The sequence below is a fragment of the Sphingomonas sp. genome (assembly GCF_035910975.1).
GTDB lineage: Bacteria > Pseudomonadota > Alphaproteobacteria > Sphingomonadales > Sphingomonadaceae > Sphingomonas.
The window spans coordinates 425469-445669 of sequence record NZ_JAMHWM010000039.1 but is presented as its reverse complement, the minus strand read 5'-3'; the positions used below and the strand labels follow the sequence as shown (position 1 = coordinate 445669).

22 protein-coding genes are annotated in these 20201 nt (G+C 68.9%); 16 read left to right on the top strand and 6 right to left on the bottom strand.

What is annotated here, in order from left to right; all coding sequences use genetic code 11:
- The first annotated feature begins 50 nt into the window (after window positions 1-50).
- Window positions 51-2468: a PhoX family protein gene (locus tag VYI76_RS15515; RefSeq protein ID WP_326525685.1), complete on the top strand. Its 2418-nt coding sequence runs from the start codon at window positions 51-53 to the stop codon at window positions 2466-2468.
- A gap of 156 nt (window positions 2469-2624) precedes the next feature.
- Here the strand turns inward: VYI76_RS15515 and VYI76_RS15510 are convergent, their stop codons facing one another.
- Genes VYI76_RS15510 through VYI76_RS15500 form a run of 3 tightly spaced genes read right to left on the bottom strand, consistent with a single transcriptional unit; the run spans window position 2625 to window position 4878 of the window.
- A complete protein-coding gene (locus VYI76_RS15510) occupies window positions 2625-2963 on the bottom strand; it encodes a hypothetical protein (protein WP_326525684.1) in 339 nt (112 codons plus the stop codon).
- A gap of 41 nt (window positions 2964-3004) precedes the next feature.
- On the bottom strand, window positions 3005-3793 hold the full coding sequence (locus VYI76_RS15505) for a LytR/AlgR family response regulator transcription factor (protein WP_326525683.1): 789 nt from the start codon (window positions 3791-3793) through the stop codon (window positions 3005-3007).
- Window positions 3790-4878 (bottom strand): sensor histidine kinase, encoded by a 1089-nt coding sequence (locus VYI76_RS15500; protein WP_326525682.1) that lies wholly within the window; start codon window positions 4876-4878, stop codon window positions 3790-3792. The genes VYI76_RS15505 and VYI76_RS15500 overlap by 4 nt, the downstream gene beginning before the upstream one ends.
- Window positions 4879-5113: 235 nt before the next feature.
- On the opposite strand from VYI76_RS15500, the gene VYI76_RS15495 reads away from it, so the two are divergent.
- The 14 genes from VYI76_RS15495 to VYI76_RS15430 all read left to right on the top strand — a co-directional run bounded on the left by VYI76_RS15495 (window position 5114) and on the right by VYI76_RS15430 (window position 15876).
- Window positions 5114-5461 (top strand): winged helix-turn-helix domain-containing protein, encoded by a 348-nt coding sequence (locus VYI76_RS15495; RefSeq protein WP_326525681.1) that lies wholly within the window; start codon window positions 5114-5116, stop codon window positions 5459-5461.
- Window positions 5462-5579: 118 nt separating this feature from the next.
- Window positions 5580-8285: a TonB-dependent receptor gene (locus tag VYI76_RS15490; RefSeq protein WP_326525680.1), complete on the top strand. Its 2706-nt coding sequence runs from the start codon at window positions 5580-5582 to the stop codon at window positions 8283-8285.
- 170 nt (window positions 8286-8455) lie between these two features.
- Complete coding sequence (gene rplK / locus VYI76_RS15485) at window positions 8456-8887, top strand: 50S ribosomal protein L11 (protein ID WP_326525679.1); 432 nt, start codon at window positions 8456-8458, stop codon at window positions 8885-8887.
- A 4-nt stretch (window positions 8888-8891) separates the two neighbouring features.
- Window positions 8892-9584, top strand: coding sequence for a 50S ribosomal protein L1 (rplA, locus tag VYI76_RS15480; protein ID WP_326525678.1), 693 nt, complete (start codon window positions 8892-8894; stop codon window positions 9582-9584).
- Between the two features lie 146 nt (window positions 9585-9730).
- The gene (locus VYI76_RS15475; RefSeq protein WP_326525677.1) at window positions 9731-10324 is read left to right on the top strand and encodes a helix-turn-helix transcriptional regulator; all 594 of its coding nucleotides are present in this window, start codon (window positions 9731-9733) and stop codon (window positions 10322-10324) included.
- Window positions 10325-10647: 323 nt separating this feature from the next.
- Window positions 10648-10986: a hypothetical protein gene (locus VYI76_RS15470; RefSeq protein ID WP_326525676.1), complete on the top strand. Its 339-nt coding sequence runs from the start codon at window positions 10648-10650 to the stop codon at window positions 10984-10986.
- Window positions 10987-11064: 78 nt separating this feature from the next.
- Window positions 11065-12564 carry a L,D-transpeptidase family protein gene (locus VYI76_RS15465; RefSeq protein WP_326525675.1) on the top strand — a complete coding sequence of 500 codons (1500 nt, stop codon included), beginning with the start codon at window positions 11065-11067 and terminating at the stop codon, window positions 12562-12564.
- Between the two features lie 21 nt (window positions 12565-12585).
- Entirely contained in the window at window positions 12586-12888 is a 303-nt protein-coding gene (locus tag VYI76_RS15460) for a hypothetical protein (protein WP_326525674.1), read from the top strand.
- A gap of 185 nt (window positions 12889-13073) precedes the next feature.
- On the top strand, window positions 13074-13286 hold the full coding sequence (locus VYI76_RS15455; protein WP_326525673.1) for a cold-shock protein: 213 nt from the start codon (window positions 13074-13076) through the stop codon (window positions 13284-13286).
- 74 nt (window positions 13287-13360) lie between these two features.
- Window positions 13361-13579 (top strand): hypothetical protein, encoded by a 219-nt coding sequence (locus VYI76_RS15450; RefSeq protein WP_326525672.1) that lies wholly within the window; start codon window positions 13361-13363, stop codon window positions 13577-13579.
- 320 nt (window positions 13580-13899) lie between these two features.
- A complete protein-coding gene (rplJ, locus tag VYI76_RS15445) occupies window positions 13900-14415 on the top strand; it encodes a 50S ribosomal protein L10 (protein WP_326525671.1) in 516 nt (171 codons plus the stop codon).
- Between the two features lie 45 nt (window positions 14416-14460).
- A complete protein-coding gene (rplL, locus tag VYI76_RS15440) occupies window positions 14461-14841 on the top strand; it encodes a 50S ribosomal protein L7/L12 (protein ID WP_326525670.1) in 381 nt (126 codons plus the stop codon).
- A 220-nt stretch (window positions 14842-15061) separates the two neighbouring features.
- Window positions 15062-15418, top strand: a complete 357-nt coding sequence (locus VYI76_RS15435) for a VOC family protein (protein WP_326525669.1) — start codon at window positions 15062-15064, stop codon at window positions 15416-15418.
- Window positions 15419-15507: 89 nt separating this feature from the next.
- Window positions 15508-15876 carry an STAS/SEC14 domain-containing protein gene (locus tag VYI76_RS15430; RefSeq protein ID WP_326525668.1) on the top strand — a complete coding sequence of 123 codons (369 nt, stop codon included), beginning with the start codon at window positions 15508-15510 and terminating at the stop codon, window positions 15874-15876.
- Between the two features lie 12 nt (window positions 15877-15888).
- On the opposite strand, the gene VYI76_RS15425 is transcribed toward VYI76_RS15430, so the two are convergent.
- The gene (locus VYI76_RS15425) at window positions 15889-17568 is read right to left on the bottom strand and encodes a serine hydrolase domain-containing protein (RefSeq protein WP_326525667.1); all 1680 of its coding nucleotides are present in this window, start codon (window positions 17566-17568) and stop codon (window positions 15889-15891) included.
- Window positions 17569-17647: 79 nt separating this feature from the next.
- Window positions 17648-18397, bottom strand: coding sequence for a hypothetical protein (locus tag VYI76_RS15420; protein ID WP_326525666.1), 750 nt, complete (start codon window positions 18395-18397; stop codon window positions 17648-17650).
- Window positions 18398-18485: 88 nt separating this feature from the next.
- On the opposite strand from VYI76_RS15420, the gene VYI76_RS15415 reads away from it, so the two are divergent.
- On the top strand, window positions 18486-18875 hold the full coding sequence (locus tag VYI76_RS15415) for a hypothetical protein (protein ID WP_326525665.1): 390 nt from the start codon (window positions 18486-18488) through the stop codon (window positions 18873-18875).
- A 16-nt stretch (window positions 18876-18891) separates the two neighbouring features.
- Here VYI76_RS15415 and VYI76_RS15410 read toward each other — a convergent pair whose 3' ends face one another.
- On the bottom strand, window positions 18892-20127 hold the full coding sequence (locus VYI76_RS15410) for a threonine synthase (protein WP_326525664.1): 1236 nt from the start codon (window positions 20125-20127) through the stop codon (window positions 18892-18894).
- Between the last annotated feature and the right edge of the window lie 74 nt (window positions 20128-20201).

Below are 20201 nucleotides of genomic sequence, written 5' to 3'. Positions count from 1 at the left end.
CCAAGCCATCCGGCGCATGCGCCCCGTTCGTTCAGTTCCGAGGATTACCGATGACCGACCTGACCCGCTCCGCCCACACGATCGGCGACCTGATCGCGCGGCGCTATTCCCGGCGCGACGCGCTGCGCGGTTCCGCTTCGGCGGCGGCGATGACGGTGGTCGGCGGATCGCTGCTCGCGGCGTGCGGCGGCGGGGGCGGCAACGCCTCGCCTGGCGACCCCGCCCCGATCGTCACCGCCACGGCGACGCCGACCACGACGACGGCAGGCAACCGCATAACGATCGCGGCGAGCGCGACCGACAACGGCACGGTCACCGGCATCACCTATGTCCAGGTCTCAGGCGCGCCCGTCACGCTGTCGGCGACGACCGGCGGCACCACCAGCTTCATCGCGCCCGCCGTCGCTACCGTCTCGACGATCGTCATCCGCGTCACCGCGACCGACAACAGCGGCAATACCGGCGTGTTCGATCTGAACGTCACCGCCAGCCCCGGCGTGCTGGGATTCGCGGCGGTCGCCAAGAACCGCGACGATCGCGTGACCATCCCGGCCGGCTACAGCATCGCAACGCTGGTCGCGACCGGGGATCCGATCGCCGCGGGCACCGCCGCCTATGCCAACAACGGCAGCGACGGCGATTTCACGACGCGCATCGGCGACCACGCGGCAGGCTTCGTCTATTTCGGGCTGACCGCCGCCGGCACCGGCATCGACGTGTCGAACAGCGCGCGCGGCCTGCTGGCGATCAGCCATGAAGGCATCACCCAGGCCTATCTCCACCCCGCCGGGCCGACCGCCCCGGGGGGCACGCGCCCGACCGCCGAAGTCGTCAAGGAAATCGAGGCGCACGGCGTGAGCATCGTCGATGCCGCCGCCGCAGCCGGCAACGTCTGGTCGCGCGTGCAGGACAGCGCGCTCAACCGCCGCGTGACGCCCAACACCGCCGTGCTGCTCAACGGCGCGGTGAAGGGCACGGCGAACCTGCAGACCGCCTTCTCGACCGACGGCACCGCCGGGCGCGGGACGATCGGCAACGCCCAGCTCGGCGCGACCGGCTGGGGCACCGCGATCGCCGGCGAGGAGAAATGGGCCCGCTATTTCCGTCGCCCGCCGGCCAGCGACGATGCGCGCCGTACGGCGAAGGAACTGACCGCGCTGCGCCGCTACGGCATCACCGGCACCGATGGACTTTATGGCTGGGCGACCGCCGCGGCGGCGGGCAGCCAGTACGCCCGTTGGGACGCGCAGGCGACCGGCAGCGGCGCGCCGGCCGACTATCGCAACGAACCCAACCAGTTCGGCTGGGTGATCGAGGTCGATCCCTATGACAAGGCGGCGAGCGTGCGGAAGCGCACCTCGCTCGGGCGCTTCGCCCACGCTGGCCTCCTCGCCTACCCGGCCATCGTCGGGGTAAAGCCCGGCGTGTACATGACCGACGGCGGACAGGACGAATATCTCTACAAGTTCGTGTCGAACACCGCCTGGGCCTCGGCCGACGCGGCGGCGACCGATCGCATGGCGATCGGCGACAAATATCTCGACACCGGCACGCTCTATGTTGCGAAATTCGCCGCCGACGGCACCGGCAGCTGGGTGCCGCTGACGTTCGGACAGAACGGACTGGACGCCGCCAACACGACCTTCAGCTTCACCGACCAGGCCGACGTGCTGGTCCACGCCCGGCTGGCGGGCGACGTGCTGCAGGCGACCAAGATGGACCGTCCGCAAGGGCTGGCGGCGAACATGGCGACCGGCGAGATCGTCCTGGCGCTGAACGGCAACGACGCGCGCAACGCGGCGAATACCAATCCGGCCAATCCGCGCGCCTATGTCGATCCGCCCAGCGCGCAGGTCGGCAACCGCAACGGCCATGTGCTGCGCATCAAGGAAACCGGCACGACGGAAGCGACGGCCTTCACCTGGGATGTCTACGCCTTCGGCGCGGGCGCCGATCTGGATGCGACCAACATCAACGTCTCCGCGCTTGATGCGACCAACGACTTCTCCGGGCCGGAAGGCATCGGCTTCGCCAAGCCGGGCAACCCGGCGGGCACCAGTTCGCCGCTGATGTTCATCCGCACCGACGACGCCGCCTATCGCGACGTGACCAACAACCAGATGCTGGTCGGGCTGGGCGGCGGCCTGGTGGGGGACAATGGCACCGCGGCCGCCAAGACGATCAACAATTCGGGGACCGAACAGGCAACCCGTCTGGGCAAGCCACCGGTGCCGGCGGCGTTGCGCCGGTTCCTGGTCGGCCCGAACGAGGCAGCGATCACCGGCGTGGATACCTCGCCCGACGGCCGCACGCTGTTCGTCAACGTCCAGCATCCGGGCGAGACCGGATCCGCCGCGGCACCCACCAGCAACTGGCCGGCGAACCAGTCCGGCGCGGCGGCCGGCGTGCGCCCGCGCTCGGCGACGATCGTGATCCAGCGCACCGACGGCGGCATCATCGGGCTGTAGGGCACGGGCGGGCCAGGACCGGCCAACCGTCCCAGATCAGGCCGGCTCTCCGGCGAAGGCCGGAGCGTAGGCGATCACAGGCGCGGGCGGCCAAGGTTCCGGCCTTCGCCGGAACACGGCGTTCCAACTCGAATGAATCAGGGTCCAGCCGGCCCGTCAGCCGGCCGGCGGGTTGCTGAGCGGCCCCGTAACCCGTGCCGTGCCGTCGGGGCCGATACTGATCTGGAAACGCGCGCCGCCGCTGCACCGCGCGATCCACAGCGGATCGCCCTTCACATCCGCGCCGCGCGCCGATTCGGTGACGCCCTGACACGTCTGTTGGGCGTCAAGGATGGCGCGGATGAAGACGATGTGCAGCTGCGGCTTGTCCAGCGCGATCACCTGCTTTTGCACGTCGCTGTAACCGGCAGGCGCGACGGGCGCCTTGGCGTTGTCGGAAGCACCGCCGCAGGCGGCCAGCGAAAGCGGCAGCGCCGCGAGGAGGAACATGCGCATGTCCGGATAATGCCCGGGATGCGCCGCGGTTCAATCCCCCTTCATTCGCCCTTGCCGACCAGCGTCTTCACCACGGCGCGATAATTGCGCCCGACCGGCAACAGCTCGCCGGTATCGGTGACGATCGTGTAGCCGCCCGCCGGCCGCCGGCGAATCGATGCAACCCGGTCGCGGTTGACGATGTGCGATCGGTGGATGCGCACGAAACGGCCGGCATCGAACCGTTCGATCAGGCTGCTGATCGGTTCGCGGTGCAGATAGGACGCATTGCCGTGGAAGATACGGACATACTCGCCCTCGGACTGCACGCGATCGACCTGGCCCAGGTCGATACGGACATTCTCACCGCGCCGCTGGACCCACAGATGGGCACCCTCCGCGCCATCGCCGCGACGCTGCTCGCGCAGCATCTCGATCTGACGCGCGAGCTCGGCCAGCCGCTGGCCGGCGTCGCGATCCTCCAGTGCGCGGCGGACACGGTCAATCGCGGTGTCGAGCCGCGCGAGCCGCACCGGCTTGGTCAGAAAATCGATGGCGCCGGTGTCGAACGCATGCGCGGCGAACTGCGGATAGGCGGTGACGAACACGATCAGCGGCGTCGCCGCACCCGTCCCCTGCTGGGCCAGCGCCTCGACCACGTCGAAGCCGTCGAGCGCGGGCATCTCGACATCGAGCAGCAGCGCGTCGGGCGCATGTTCGGCAACGGCGGCCAGCGCCGCGCGGCCGTCGGTCGCGGTGCCGACCACCTGGGTGCCGGCGACGCGCCCGACCAGGTCGCGCAGCCGTTCTACTGCCAGCGGTTCGTCGTCGCAGATCAGAAAGCGGATCATGCCGACTGCCCCTCCATCGGAATCGCGAAAGTCACCTCGAACCCGCCGTCGCCCATCCGTCCCGCGGCAAAGCCGCAGTCGTCGCCATACCGCGTGCGCAATCGCTCCGCGACGTTGGCGAGGCCGACGCCGGTGCCGGGGGCGGCAGGCCGTCCGCCCACGCCGCCCGGCCCGCCGTTGCGCACGCGGATGCGCAGGCGCCGGCCCTCGGCGTGGGCGAGGATCGTCACGCGCACCGGCTCGATCGACGGCGCGACCGCGTGGCGCACCGCATTCTCGACCAGCGGCTGGATGATAAGGCTGGGCACCGGCACCGTGCGCACCGCGTCGGGCACGTCGATGTCGACCACCAGCCGGTTGGGAAAACGCACCGCCTCGATCGCCAGATAGGTCGATTGCAGCTCGATCTCCTTGGCCAGCGGAATATCCTCGGCCGGATCGATCGCGAGCCCCGCGCGCAGGAAATCGGACAGGTTCTCGACCATCCGCTCAGCCGGCTCGACCGCACCCGATCCGATCAGCGCGGCGATCGAGTTGAGCGTGTTGAACATGAAATGCGGGTTAAGCTGATAGCGCAGTGCGCGGACATGCGCTTCGTGCGCCTCGCGCTGCAACTGCGCGGTGCGGCGCTCGTGATCGCGCACCTCGCCCGAATAGACGATCGCCAGCAGCAGGCCCGAGATCGCGGCATAGGTCCAGAACCATTGCAGCATCGCCAGCAGGTGCATCAACAGCCCCGCCTCGGCCATCGTATCCTTCGGCACCAGCAAGCGGAACAACCAATAGTTGGCGAACGCGTGCAGCGCCGCACCCGCCAACGCAGCGATCACGGCAAAGCCCAACCGCTGCGCCAGCGACCGCCCGCGAGTCGCGACGTGGAACCTTAGCATCACGAAAGACAGCAGCACGCCCACCGCGGCGACCAGCAGGCGCGCGACATAGAAGCTCGCATCGTCCTCCGCACCGAACACCAGCCTCTGCGTCGTCAGCAACGAGAATTGCGCCGCCCAGAACAGCAGGATCGTCACCGCCGCGATGCGGTGCGTGAACCGCGCGCTGCCGGTCGAGGGGCGATGATCTGCCATGCCCTCCTGCTAGGGCCGCCCGGGCGCCGCTGCCAAGCCGTGGCCGCGCGGTTCGTGCGATCTGGCGTGCTGTTGATGGCGCGACACACGGGCACCCGTGCATTTGTCGCCGGGACCGGCCGGTTCGCGACTTGGCGCGCGACGGCGGCGGCTCCACGGCCCTAGCGCCGGGCCCATGCATGCCGAGGCGCCGTCCCTCCCCGCCCTGTTCCCGCTCCTCGAGCGCCGCCCCCTGGTGAAACGGGGTGCGGTGACGATGACGTTCGATCCGCTGGAATTCCGCTGGAACGGCCAGCGCGTCGCACTGTCACCGATCGAGGCGGAGCTGCTGGGCGCGCTGATGCGCCGCAGCCGCCTGAGCTGGGAGGATACCAACGCGGTGCTGGCTGCGAACGGATGCTGCGTGGAAAGCCGCGACGTGCTGATCCACCGCATCCGGCGCAAGTTCGCGGAAGTGGGCGCGGCCGACCCGATCGAGACGCTGCGCGGCTGGGGCATACGTTTTCGTACCGAACGCGACCGCGACGGCTCGACCGCCTTCTGGATCGGCGCGACCGAAGGCGAGCCGATCCTCGATTCCTGACGCGCCCGCGTTTTTTGCGACCGCTGCCAATTTTTTGCGACAAATCGGCTGTAGGTGCCGGTCGCGACGAACGCCGCGCCCCCGAAGCGGCGGACACAAAGGGCTGATCTTTCCTGACATGTACAAGCGTATGACCCTGCTCCTTGCCGGCGTAGCCGCCGTGACCCTCAATCCGGCCGCCTCCGCGCAGGATGCCCCGGCGACGGCTCCGGCCGAGGATCCCGCGCCAGATCATGAGGGCGAAGAGCCTGACTCGACTGGCGAAGTGACCGTCACCGGCCAGCGCGAGCGCGGTTCGGTGCCGGGTGACGTCAAGCCCGAACAGGTGCTGCGCGCCAGTGACATCCGTGCCTACGGCGTCAGCTCGATCGCCGATCTGGTTGCCGAGCTCGCGCCCCAGATCGGCGCGGGTCGCGGAACGGCGGGCGGCCAACCGGTGTTCCTGCTCAACGGCCGCCGCATCTCCGGCCCGCGCGAGATCGAGAAATTCCCGCCGGAAGCCCTTGAACGCACCGAAATCCTGCCGCCCGAGGCCGCGCAGCAACTCGGCTACCGGCCCGAACAGCGCGTCATCAACTTCGTGCTGCGCCGCCGCTTCCGGTCGTGGAGCGGCGAGGTGCAGCTCGGCGGCGCGACGCAGGGCGACCGCTACAGCGGCGAGGTCGAGGCGAACCTCGTCCGTATCGCGAACGACACGCGGCTGAACGTCAACGTCGAGTATGAGGCGCAGACCGCGATCTTCGAGGCGGATCGGGATATTATCCCGACCGCGCCCGCCCGCCCCTATTCGATCACCGGCAACGTTTCGCCCGGCGCGGGGCGTACCCAGATCGATCCGGGCCTCGGCACGCTCGCCGTCGCCGGCATGCCGGCCGGCATCACCGGCCGTCCCGCGTTGTCGGCCTTCCTCCCGCAACCCAATCCCAGCGATTTCGCCGCCTACCGGACACTCAGCCCGGCACGGCGCGAGCTCAAGAGCACGGCGACCTATGCCCGCACGGTGCTGGGCGTCGATGCATCGCTCAACGCCAGCTTCGAGACCCAGTCGAGCGATTCGCAGCTTGGCCTCGCCACCGCCAGCCTGGCGTTGCCGGCGACCAATCCCTTCTCGCCCTTCGCCAACGGCGTGACGATCGACCGCTATCTCGTCGAGGGCGGCGCGCGGCAGCGCGCGGTCGACACCAACACCGCGAGTGTCGGAATCGCACTGAACGGCGATGCCGGACGGTGGCGCTGGTCCTATACCGGCACCTACAACCGCGGCTTCTCGCGCACGCTGACCGACCAGAGCTTCGACCTGGCGCCACTTTCGGCCCGCCTCGCCGCGGGCGATGCCGCGATCAACCCGTTTCAGCCGTTCGACGCGGTACTGCTGGGCGACATGCGACGTGACTATGCCCGCTCGATCAACACCGTCGTCAGTTCCGACATCCAGGCGAACGGCCCGATCGTGGAACTGCCCGCCGGGCCGGCGCGGCTGAGCGGCAAGGCCGGCTTCGAGCTGGTCGATCTCGATGCGCGCGCGATCCGTTCGGGCATCGCCAGCGCGACTCGCACCGAACGCGACACCGCCACCGCACAGGCGCGCATCGACGTGCCGATCGCCAACCGAGGCCGGAACGTGCTGGGCGCGCTCGGCAACCTTTCGGTCAACGGCAACCTCCAGTTCGACCGGGTTTCCGATTTCGGCACGCTCAAGACCTGGGGCTATGGCGCCAACTGGTCGCCGATCCAGCAGTTGTTCCTGATCGCCAGCGTGACGCGCGACGAAAATGCGCCGTCGAGCGCACAGCGCGGCAACCCGCTGGTCGTCACGCCCGACGTCCGCCTCTTCGATTTCGTGCGGGGCGAAAGCGTCAATGTGACGCAGATCGACGGCGGCAACCCGAACCTGCTGACGCCGGAGGTCCGCAAGACGAATTTCCAGGCGAATATCACGCCCTTCCAGGGCAAGCCGATCAACCTGCGCGTCGAATATACCGGCACGCGCACCGTCAACCCGATCGCAAACCTGCCCGCGCCCACCGCGGCGCTGGAGGCGGCGTTCCCGACCCGCTTCACCCGCGACCTGAACGGGCAGTTGATCCGGTTCGACAATCGCCCGATCAACTTCGATCGTTCGGACCAGGAACAGATCAGCTGGGGCCTGTTCTTCATGGGCAGGATCGGCCCGCAGCCGCCCCAGCGCCAGTTCGGCGGCACAGAGGGCGGCCAGCGCCCGCCCGGAACCGAAGGCGGCGCGCCGCGCGCGGGTGCCGGCCAAGGCGGCCAGGCCCGACGCTTTGGCGGCCCAGCTGGCGGCGTTGGCGGTTTTCGCGGGATGGGGCCCGGTGGCGGCGGCGGACGCATCCAGGTGTCGATCGACCACACCATCCGCCTGACCGACACGATCACGATCGATCCGACCCTGCCCGTGCTCGACCTGCTGGGCGGCGACGCGGTCAACACCCGCGGCGGATCGTCGCGACACCAGATCCGCGGCCGGATCGGCGGCAACTTCAAGGGCTATGGCCTGGCGCTCAGCGGCACCTGGCAGTCGGGCACGTTCGTGCGCGGCGGCACGCGCACCGCGCCGACCGACCTCGAATTCTCACCGCTGATGACGTTGCAACTGCGCAGCTTCGTCGATTTCAATCCGTCGATGGCGGCGGTGCGCGAGCATCGCTGGCTGCGCGGCACGCGGCTGTTCCTCAACGTCAACAACCTGCTCGACGCGCGGCTGAAGGTGCGCGATGCCAGCGGCAGCGTTCCGATCAACTACCAGCCCGACCTGCTCGATCCGGTCGGTCGCACCTTCCGGCTGGGTCTGCGCAAACAGTTCTGACCCGGCGGATTGCGCGCGCGCCCCTTTTGCGCTAGGGGCGCCGCCTTCCATCGCATCAGCATTGGAAATCTGCGGGAGGGCACCCGAGCAGGGAGCCCGCCTGGACCGCTAAACTTGAACGGGCGGGGCGCTGTTGCGTTCGCGGCCCAGCTAAAGAGTGAGGAGGCCACATGGCCAAGAAGATTACCGGCTATATCAAGCTGCAGGTGCCCGCCGGCGCCGCCAATCCGTCGCCGCCGATCGGCCCGGCACTGGGTCAGCGCGGCGTGAACATCATGGAATTCTGCAAGGCGTTCAACGCGCAGACCGGCGATGCCGAAAAGGGTACGCCGCTGCCCACCGTCATCACTGTCTATGCCGACCGTTCGTTTAGCTTCGAGACCAAGACGCCGCCCGCGACGTATCTGATCAAGAAGGCGGCGAACCTGAAGTCGGGCTCGAAGGAGCCGGGCAAGGTCAGCGCGGGCAAGATCAAGCGTTCCGCCCTGTCGGCGATTGCGGAAGCGAAGATGAAGGACCTGAACGCCAACGATATCGAAGCGGCGACCCGCATCATCGAAGGCTCCGCCCGCGCGATGGGCCTCGAAGTGGTGGAGGGCTGAGATCATGGCATTCGTGAGCAAGAAGCAGAAGGCGATCACGGTCGACCGCGAAAAGCTGCACGGCGTCGATGAAGCCATCGGCATCGTCAAGGCGAACGCTACCGCCAAGTTCGACGAATCGGTCGAGATCGCGCTGAACCTGGGTGTCGATCCGCGCCACGCCGACCAGATGGTCCGTGGCGTCGTGACGCTGCCCAAGGGCACCGGCAAGACGGTGCGTGTCGGCGTTTTCGCCAAGGGCGCGAAGGCTGACGAGGCGCGCGAAGCCGGCGCCGACGTGGTCGGTGCGGAAGACCTGATGGAGATCGTCCAGGGCGGCACGATCGATTTCGACCGCTGCATCGCGACGCCGGACATGATGGGCGTCGTCGGCCGGCTGGGCAAGGTGCTGGGTCCCAAGGGCCTGATGCCGAACCCGAAGCTGGGCACCGTGACGATGAACGTCGCCGAAGCCGTCAAGGCGGCCAAGGGCGGCCAGATCGAATATCGCGTCGAAAAGGCGGGCATCATCCATGCCGGCCTGGGCAAGGCGAGCTTCTCGGCCGCCGACCTGCGCGAGAATTTCGACGCGCTGGTCGATGCCGTCGTCAAGGCCAAGCCGTCGGGCGCCAAGGGCAAGTATCTGCGCAAGATCGCCCTGTCGTCGTCGATGGGCCCGGGCGTGAAGGTCGACGTGGCGGAGGTGGCCGCGGCCTGACCGCCGCCGACCATCGTAAAAGACAATTGGAACAAGGGGGCCGGAACATCGTTTCCGGCCCTCTCTCGTTGAGGGCTGTCGAAACGCGAGCAATCGCAACTTTTCCGAGCGGGGCAAATCCGGGCGTGGTCGATGGGTCGGGGAACATGGCCGGCGGCTTGTGGGACTATGACGTCCCGTCCGACACGCTGCTGTGCAGCGCGCGCTGGTATGCGATCATGGGCCTCGACCCGACGGTGCACCGGATCGACACGCGCGAGAAGCTCCGGCGGTTCATCCATCCCGACGACGCCGAAGCCGCGACCCAGATCGATCACGCCAGGATCAACGAACTGATCGAGGCGGACGAACGCTATCACATCGAGTTCAGGATTGTACGGCCCCGGGGCCAGATCGGGCGAATACGCTCGGTCGCCTGCCTGATCCACGATCCGGTGACCGGCAACCTGCGCGCGGTGGGATGTATCGCCGACGCATCCGGCGAGAACACCCCGACCGCCGCCGCCCTGCCGCCCGGATTGGGCGATGACGCCACCCGGCGATCAGAACGAATCCTGAGCGATCGGGAAGGCGAATGCCTTGCGTGGGTCAGTATCGGCAAGACCGCGTGGGAGACCGCGGTGATCCTGGGAATCAGCGCGCGGACGGTGGAATTCCACCTTCACAACGCCACCAGAAAGCTGGGCGCGGTGAACAAGGTTCACGCTGTCGCGCTGGCGATCCGTGCCGGGATGCTGTGATCGGCCATGGCCCGGACGGGGTTGCGGTCTGCCAATCGCGACGGACCGGGACGGCCAGCCTCGACCGGGTGCGAGCGGGGAGCAGATTTGCTCGCCAGTCTTGAGACACGGCTGCGGGGCGGCCAGCGAGCGTAACGTTCGCGAGGTGCCCCGTGGCGCCCGGTTCGGAACCGGCGACCGATCCGTCACGATTGACAGGCGGTTCGCTTAGTCCCGCTGGCACCGCCGGCGCCACTCGTAATTTTCACAGTAGGTATCGCCGCCGTTTCGCGGTCTCTGATCGACCCCGTCATGTGGTGCGGGGAACGGCGATCGAGACGTGCATGGCCCTGACGAAACTGACCGCCCGGGATCTGACCGCAGACCTGCTGGCCGAACTGCATGCGCGTTTCGAGGAACTGGCGCGAGCTGTGCTGGACGATACGCTTGCGCCGCCACTCGCGCATTGCGCGCTGGCCCTGAACGATCGCGTCCAGCCACTGTCCAGCCTGGTCCATGAAGTGGTGCAGCTGCGCGCGGAATTGCGGGTGATCGACGGCTATGCCGCGGCGTGCCCGGATGAGTTCGCCGCGCTCGCCGACGCCGAACGCCCCGCCCTGCTCGACCGCCTGGGCGCGGCGGAGGCGCTGTTGGTGACGGCGCTCAACCTTCACGGCCTGTGATCGGGCAGTGAGCATCCACCTTTGAAATTCCGGTCGATTGACCTAGAAGCCGATCACCCTCCCAAGCGATCAGGATAGATGCGTACCCTCTTGTTCCGATCCGCCCTGTTGACCTCTGTCGCGTCGCTTGCAGCGACCGCCCAGGCGCAGGTGACCCAACCCGCGCCGACGCCGGCTATCGAACGGGCTCCCGCCCCGGCGCAGCTTCCGCCATCGACGGCGCCGGTCGCTCCGGTCGCCGCCACCGTGCCGCTGCCGCAACTGACGCCGGAACTGAGCGCCCAACTGGCGCAGATCATCGCCGACGGACGGCTGGCCCACGGCCTGCGCCACGACGCGGCGACCGCGCCTGTGACGGCGAGCGACAATGACGCGCTGGTCCGCGCCGCGCTCGACTATGCCCGCGCGGTGCGCGCCGGGCGGCTGGCCGAGGCCGATTTCGAGGCGGATTGGGCATTGCGCCCGGCCGCCTATGATCCCCTGCCCGCCTTCGCCGATGCGGTCGCGAAGAACAGCCTCGCGCGCTGGGGCCGCAATCTCGCGCCGCCCTACGCCGGCTATGACGGCCTGCAGAAAGGGCTCGACAAATATCGCGCGCTCGAGGCCCTGGGCGGCTGGCCGAAGCTCGCCGCCGGGCCGGATCTGGTGATGGGTGCCAAGGGCCCGCGGGTGCGCGCGCTGCGCGAGCGGCTGGCGATCGAGGATGACCAGGTCGCCAGGGCAGGCGACGGTTTCGACGCGGAGCTGAAGGCCGCCGTCCAGCGCGTCCAGCGCCGCTACGGCCTCAACCCCACGGGCACCGTCGCCGGCCAGACGCTCGCCGCGCTCAACGTCTCCGCCACCGATCGCGTGCGCCAGATCATGGCCAATATGGAACGCTGGCGCTGGCTGCCCAAGGAACTGGATCGCAACCGCATCCAGGTGAACATCGCCGCCGCGCTGGTGACGGTGTTCGAGGGCGACGAACCGATCATGTCGATGAAGGGCGTGACCGGCGCGCCGGACAGCGCGACGCCGATGCTGCAATCGGCGATCCATTCGATCGTCATCAATCCGCCGTGGAACGTGCCCGCCGGTATCGCCGCGCGCGAACTGTTCCCGAAGGGGCCGGACTATCTGGCGCGCAACGGTTTCAAGGTGATCGGCACTGGGCCGGGCCGCCGGCTCCAGCAGGCCGCGGGGCCGCAGTCGTCGCTGGGCCGGTTCAAGTTCGATTTCGACAATCCGTTTGCCGTCTATCTGCACGATACGCCCGCCCAGGCCGGCTTCGCGCGGTTCGACCGGCTGGCCAGCCACGGCTGCATCCGGCTGGAAAAGCCTGCCCAACTGGCCGAACTGCTGCTGCGCACATCGCCCGAATGGAATTCCGGGACGATCCAGGCCGCGGTCGATGCCGGCAAGACGCAGCGGGTGAAGCTGCCGACGCAGACGACGGTGTACCTGCTCTACTGGACCGCCTTCGCCTCGGCCAACGGGACGATGAACTTCCGCGCCGATCCGTACAGCTGGGACGGCAAGCTCGCTGCCAAGATCGAGAAACGCTCGCAAATCCAGCAGTCGGCGATCGCGGCCGACTGACGACAGACAAGGGGACCCGCCATGAAGAAGATGCTTTTCGCGCTCGCGCCCGCCGCCCTGCTCGCCGCCTGCTCGTCGAACGAGCCCGCACCGCCTGCCGACAACGCCGTAGAGATGCTCGACGTCACTAACGAGGCCATGAACGTCGAGGAAGCGCCGCTGGTGATGAACACGCCGGAGCCGGTGGTCGAGAACACCCCCGCCCCCGCCCCGCTCCCCGACCGCGAGCAGATCCAGCACGACGCCGACGCCACCGGCATGACGGCCCGCGTAAACCGCGAGGAGGAACCCGCCAACGCGACCCAGCCGGCGGAGCGCGAATAGCCCGGGTCTCAGAGCCGCCGGCGAGAGTCCCTTGTGAAGCGGCCAGCCGCGCCCCATATGGGGCGGGCTACAGTCGCATATCGACGGTCTTCGGCGCTTTGCGGCCCCTTGCTCCTTCTTTCCCTGCCCTAGAGCGACCGGCGCTCCATCCTCGGTGCGCCGTCAAGACAGAGAAGGACGCCATCATGGCCATCACCGGCACCGTCAAATTCTTCAATGCCGACAAGGGCTACGGCTTCATCGCGCCGGAGGACGGCAGCAACGACGCCTTCGTCCATATCAGCGCGGTCGAGCGCGCCGGCTTCGCCACGCTGAACCAGAACCAGCGCGTCACCTACGAGCTCGAGGAGGATCGCCGTGGCAAGATGGCGGCGGTCAACCTTCAGGCTGCCGACTGACGACTTGGGCCGGCGGCACAGCGCTTCCTGCTGTGTCGCCGGTGTTCGACACCTCTTTCTGGCGGACACGACCAATGGCGAATGATGCAGCCTTCTTTCGTGCGCAGGCCGATCGAGCGCGCAGCGATGCTGACGCCGCGAGCCTCGACAACGTCCGCGACCGCGCGATGCGGTCGGTTGCCGCCTTTGAGGCGATGGCGGCGAGCGCGGAGCGTGTAACCCGCTTGCGCACCGAACGCGAGGCCGCGACTGCGGCGGCGCAGGCCGACGCGGCGGAACCCGTCGAGCCCTGACACGCCCCGCCACCGCGGGTCACGACTCATTGACTTCGCGCGCAGAGATGCTAGTTGCCCGCCCCTGATCGACGGGTTCGCCCGCGCGATCGTCCGTCCGAGACAGCAGGTGGCCGGGATTTGCCGGCCTTAATGTCCTGCCTAGACGGGGAACAGATTTTCTCCGCACCGCCCAGGCGGTTCGGGTTGGGGTGCCGCTTTCCGCCGCGCCGCGACGATCCTTTCCCCTCGTTGGACACGACCGCTCGGCCCCTCGGGTCCGGGCATTGTACCGGGCTGCGCCTCGTCATGAGGGGCGGTCCATATTTGAGGAGAATGGCATGGATCGTTCGCAAAAGACCGAGGCCGTTGCCGCGCTGAACAGCAATTTCGGGGAAGTGGGCGTCGTTGTCGTCACCCGCAACCTGGGACTGACCGTCGCCCAGTCGACGCAGCTCCGCACGAAGATGCGCGAGGCCGGTGCCGCCTATAAGGTCTCCAAGAACAAGCTTGCCAAGATCGCGCTCGAGGGCACCGATTACGCGGGTCTTGCCGACCTGCTGACCGGTCCGGTCGGGCTGGCCACTTCCACCGATCCGGTCGCCGCAGCCAAGGTTGCGATCGACTTCGCGAAGACGAACGACAAGTTCGAAATCGTCGGCGGTGCGATGGGCAGCCAGATGCTCGACGCGGAAGGGGTGAAGGCGCTCGCCTCGCTGCCGTCGCTCGACGAGCTGCGTGGCAAGATCGTCGGCCTGCTGGTGGCACCCGCCACCAAGCTTGCCACCATCACCCAGGCACCGGCGGCGCAGATCGCCCGCGTGCTCTCGGCATATGCGGAAAAGCAGGCGGCCTGAGGCTGTCCTGAAGTTACCAACCCGAATTAGAACTGGAGTATTGAAATGGCTGATCTGAACGCGCTGGTCGACCAGCTGAGCGAACTGACCGTCCTCGAAGCCGCCGAGCTTTCGAAGCTGCTCGAAGAGAAGTGGGGCGTTTCGGCCGCCGCTGCCGTCGCCGTTGCCGGCCCGGCCGCCGGTGGCGCCGGTGGCGCTCCGGCCGCTGAAGAGCAGACCGAGTTCGACGTGATCCTGACCGGCGACGGTGGCAAGAAGATCAACGTCATCAAGGAAGTCCGCGCCATCACCGGCCTGGGCCTGACCGAAGCCAAGACGCTGGTCGAATCGACCCCGAAGGCCGTCAAGGAAGGCGTGTCGAAGGACGAAGCCGAGAAGCTCAAGAAGCAGCTCGAAGAAGCCGGCGCGACCGTCGAGGTCAAGTAAGCCTCAGCGCGGGCGGGGCTGGCGACAGCCCCGCTTCGCACAAGGCCGGCCGGCGGTGCCATGCGCCGCCCGACGCCATCGAATTCACTTCGATGGTGGCCAGGCCGAAGAAACAGGGCGGCCCGCCACGCGCGGGTCGCCCTTTTCTTTTACGCGCCGTCGCTTTCCCTACGCACCGAAAGCGCGGATGATCCCGGCTCGCAATCCACCAGGAGCCGCCATGCCGACCCAGCACCACATCGCCGCGATCATCCCCGCGAACGATCTGGACGCCAGTACCGCCTTCTACGCACGCCTGGGCCTGATGGTCGTCAGCGATCACAGACACTATCGCATCCTGTCCGACGGCCGGGGCTGGCACCTCCATCTTAACCGCATGCCCGGCTGGCCGCGCGTCGCGGAGGATAACCCCTTCGGCCTCTACCTCTATGTCGACGATGTCGATGCGGTGGCCGGCCGGGTGCGCGATCTGATCATCGAACCCGGCGCCCCGCACGCGAAGCCATGGGGAACGTACGAGTTCGCGGTCAGCGACCCCACCGGGGTGCTGGTCCGCATCGGTCGGGTGCTCGACTGACGCGCCGCTTGCCCCGGCGCCCGCCAGCGACCAGAGAGGCCCGCCGCGCGCCTATCCGGCCACGCGATCGCTGAGGGCGTCTATTCCGCATGCACCGGCTGGCCTATGATCCGCGCCGCAACATCCTGACGATCCACGTCAGCGGCTTCCTGGACCCGGACGACGTTCCCGCGCTGGCTGACGCGATCGACGGGCAGTTGAGAGCCGCATCGGCTGTGCGCGGCGATTTTCGCGTGCTCGTCGAATCGTTCGATTTCCCGGTACAGGCCACCGACGTCGCCGACCTTCTGTCGCAGATCATGCGCGACGGCATCGACCTGACGACCGGCCACGTCGCCGTGGTCGTGGGCAGCCAGCTCAACAAGCTGCAGGCAGAACGCACGCTGGTGCATCCGCGCGTTCGGATATTCCGGGAAATGGACGAGGCGATGCGGTGGCTGGAGAGCGGGGCCGCCTGACCTGCCCGTTACCTATTGCGCGCGCGGCCCGCTGACCTCGCGACCGGCCTGCCGGATCGTCAGCGTCTTGCCGTCGAGCGTGATGTCCGCGCCGACCCGGGCCGCGCGAAATTCGGTCGGCCCGGTCGCCTCGAGCGCCACTGCCGGCTGGCCGGAGATCTGGAGCGTCAGCGTGTCGCCGGCCCCGAAAGCCACCGTCGCCTCGCCGATGCGCAGGGCATATTTGCCGACATAGCCCTCCAGCGTCGCGCGCGGCAGCGTGATCGCCGGCGCCTCGGGCGGCACCGGGCCGGTGCGGATCGCCCGCTCGCCCGGTTCCTCGCCGTTCTGGAACATCTCCATCGTGTAGGCGCCGCCCTCGCCCGCCGCGACGCGGAACCAGGTGAGGCTGTTGCCGCGCAGCCCGAAACGCCCGTCGCCCGCGAAGTACACCTCGCTCGGCGCCTGGCTGCCGCGCCGGATCCACAGCTTGCCGTCCCGTGCGAGGAACCGGCGCTCGTCCGGCCCGCCGCCGATCCTGTAGACGCCCAGCATCGGCTCGATCGCCGCGACGTCGGCGGTCACGGGAGCAAGCTCGACATAGGGCTTGCCCAGCGCGATCGCCGCCGCCTTGCGCATCACGGTGCCGGGGCGCGTCTGCGGCGCGTCGGTGTTGGCGAAGACGGCGACGAACAGATCCTGCGACGGCACATAGAGGCTGTCGGTCGATCCGCCGAAGATGCCGCCCGAATGCTCGAGGTCGGCGACGCCGCGTACCCAACCATTGGCGATCCCGAAGCCATAGGGGTTGACGGTGCCGTCGTTGAGCCTGGTCGGCGCGATCATCTGCTTGTACATATCTGGCCTCACCACGCGGCCGTGGTGCAGCGCCTGCGCCCATTTCGCGACATCGCCGACCGATCCGACCAACCCGCCGGCCGCCTGCGGCACGCTCATGTCGATCGCCTGCGCCGCGCCGATGCCACCGGCCCCGCGGGTATAGGGCCTGGCCCAGTCGGCTTCGGTGGGCGGATTGCCGTAGCGGATGGTCCTCAAACCGAGCGGCCCTGCGATCCGCGCCTGCACCGCGTCATACCACGGCTTGCCCGTCACCTTCTCGATGATGCCACCGAGCAGGACGTAGCCCGAATTATTGTAGTTCCATCGCTCGCCGGGCTGGAATTCCGCCGGCTTATCGCGGAATTCGGCGATGAGCTGGTCGGTGGTGAAGGCGCGGCCGGTGTTCGCCGCGACCATCCAGCCGGGGATCCCGGTATAGGACTGGATACCGGACGTGTGGTTGAGCAATTGCCGCACCGTCGCCGCGGCACCGGGCGCGGGATAGCCGGGGAAGAACTTGCCCATCGTATCGTCGAGCGACAGCTTCCCCTCGGCGACCAGTTGCAGGACGATCGCGGCGGTGAACTGCTTGGTGATCGATCCGATGCGGATCACGGCGTCCGGCGTCAGCGGCGCGCCGGCCTCCACATCGGCCAGGCCGCGCGCACCGGCGTAGATCGGGGCGCCGCCCTTCGTCACGATGATCGTCGCGCCGGGCGCGTCGGCGGAGTAGCTGGCGGCGAGCAGCCGGTCGAGCGATGCCTTGAGGTCGACGGGCGCCGGTGTGGTCTGCGCCTGGGCGGAGGGCACGACGACCGCTGGCGCGGCAACGGCAAGCGCGATCAGGCTCGACAGGCGAACGGCAGCTTGCATCAGATTCCCCCAGGATCGCCGGAGCGGCGTGTGTTGTTGATACAATACACGCCAATTTATATCCCGCAACCCCTTGGAATCAGCTCCCCGGCGTCGCGAATCGCCGCGCGTCGAGCCGGGGATAGACCTGCCCCGCGCGATCGACCCAAATGGGGCCGAGCCGGCGAGAGGCGGCGTCGCCGGTGCCGATCACGAACGCCTCGGCCAAGCTCGTCAGTGCCAGCCCGGCACGCCAGCGTAGCGCGACGAGCGCGAGCGGCACGATCATCTCGCGGTCGGCCACCGTCGTCACATACATCGCGCCGCCCGCCAGCGTCAGCTCGCCGCTCAGGCTGCGCGTCTCACCGGCGCGCAGGTCGAACGGCTCGCCGGTCGGCAGCGACGCCGCGTCCGCGCGAAAGGCGGCGACCTCGGCGGCGGTCTCCGGGCCAGCGCTCGCCAGCGCGATCGCGGGGCGGATGCCGTCGAGCGCCTGGCCGGTCGCATTGGTGACGACCAGCTCGAACGCCAGGAAAGCATCGGGGCCGCGCGTCCACATCCGCTGCGGGTGGAAATCGATCAGCAGCCCGCGATCGGATGGCGGCACGACCGGCGCGCGCGCCGCCACGGCGGACTGGCCCACCGGGCGCGCGGGCGGGCTGGGTGTCGGCGGTACGGGCATATCGGCGGCGGCGGGCGGATCATGGGCGATCGGCGCGGCGCGGCGCGTGGCGAGACGGCGCCAGGTGACGCCCCCTGCCGCCGCGAGCGCGATGACCCCCGCGAGCCACCAGAGCCACGCCGGGGGACCTTCGCCGGCCGGCGTCGTTTCCGGCACCGGCTCGCTCACAGGTTCGGCGCTCGACGGGGCCGCAACGGGCGCCGCGCCCGGCATCGCGGCATCGGGCTGTGCCGCAGGGGGCGCAACGGCGCCGGGGATGGACGCGGGTGCCGACGTCGCGCGCGGGGATGGCACGGGAATCGGTCTCACGTCGGGCGCTCGGGTCGGCGCCGACGTCGGTGTCGGTGTCGGTATCGGTGTCGGCGACGATGCCGGCGCGGCCGATCCGGCCGGACGCGTCACGGGTAGGCTGGGGACAACCGACGGCGGCGGCGCGGGCGTGACGGTCGGCACCGTCACGGGGTTCGGCAGCGCGGGAGTCGGGGTCGGGGTCGCCTGGCTGTTCCCCGGCGGCAGGCTGAACGTCTCGGGGATGACAGTGCTATTCTGTGCCGACGTGGACGCCGGCACACCAGCCAGCACGACGGCGACGGCGACGGCGATCAGGGCTCCCCTCATGACCGCGCGGCCAGGCGTCGGCGGCTGAATCTTCGCTGCACGCATCACAGCGCTCCCAGGTCGATCGCGCCGTGGCGATCGAGTGTGCACGACCGGTCCGGCATCGGATATTTCAGGCCGGTGGCGCAGTTGAACAGAACCACGCGCTCGTCCGCGCCGACCAGCCCTTCGGCCAGCGCGCGATCCCATGCCGCGAAGGTTGCGCCGCCCTCCGGGCACAGCAGCATTCCATCACGCGCCGCCTCGTCTACCGCCGCCAGCAGCGCCGCATCGCTCACCGCCAGCGCCGCGCCCCCCGACGCGCGCACCGCATCGAGGATCAGGAAATCGCCGACCGCCCTGGGCACACGGATGCCCGCGGCGACGGTGTGCGCGTCCTCCCAGCGTTCGGCATGGCGCTCGCCCGCCTCGAACGCGCGGACCATCGGCGCGCAGCCTTCGGCCTGCACCGCGTACATGCGGGGCCGTTCGGGCCCGATGAAGCCCAGCGCCTCAAGCTCGTCGAACGCCTTCCACATGCCGATCAGGCCGGTGCCGCCGCCGGTGGGATAGAAAATCGCGTCGGGCAGGGTCCAGCCGAGCTGTTCGGCGAGTTCGAGCCCCATCGTCTTCTTGCCCTCGATTCGGTACGGCTCCTTCAGCGTCGACAGGTCGAACCAGCCGTTCTCGCGGCACCCGGCGGCGACGATCGCGCCGCAATCGTCGATCAGCCCGTTGACGCGGTACACCCGGCCGCCCTGCGCGGCGATCTCGCGCACGTTGATCTCGGGCGTGTCGTCGGGACACAGGATGATGCTCTCGATACCCGCGCGCGTCGCATAGGCGGCCGCCGCCGCGCCGGCATTGCCGTTGGTCGGCATCGCGATCGCGCGGACGCCCAGTTCCTTCGCCATGCTGATCGCCATGACGAGTCCCCGCGCCTTGAAGCTGCCGGTCGGCAATCGCCCTTCGTCCTTGACGATCGGCGCGCGCGCGCCGCGGGCGGTGCCCGCGCGGTCGAGCGTGACGAGCGGCGTCTCCTGCTCGCCAAGGCTGACGATGTTCGCCGCGTCGCGCACCGGCAGCAGTTCGCGATATTTCCACAGGTCAGCCGGCCGCGCCGCCAGCCTCTCGCGCGTCATCGCCACCCGTACCCCGTCGAGGTCATAGCGCACCAGCAGCGGGCGACCGACACGGCTGAGGCCCTGCAGCGTGTCGGCCTCGTAGCGATCGCCTGTCATCGCGCATTCGAGGTGGGTGACGAAGCTCGGCAGGTCGGCGGTAAGGTTCGCTGAAGTCATGCCGGGCGGATAGGGCCACGCGTCCGATACGGCAACGGCCCGCCCCCCGATCGAGGGGCGGGGCCGCGGACGAA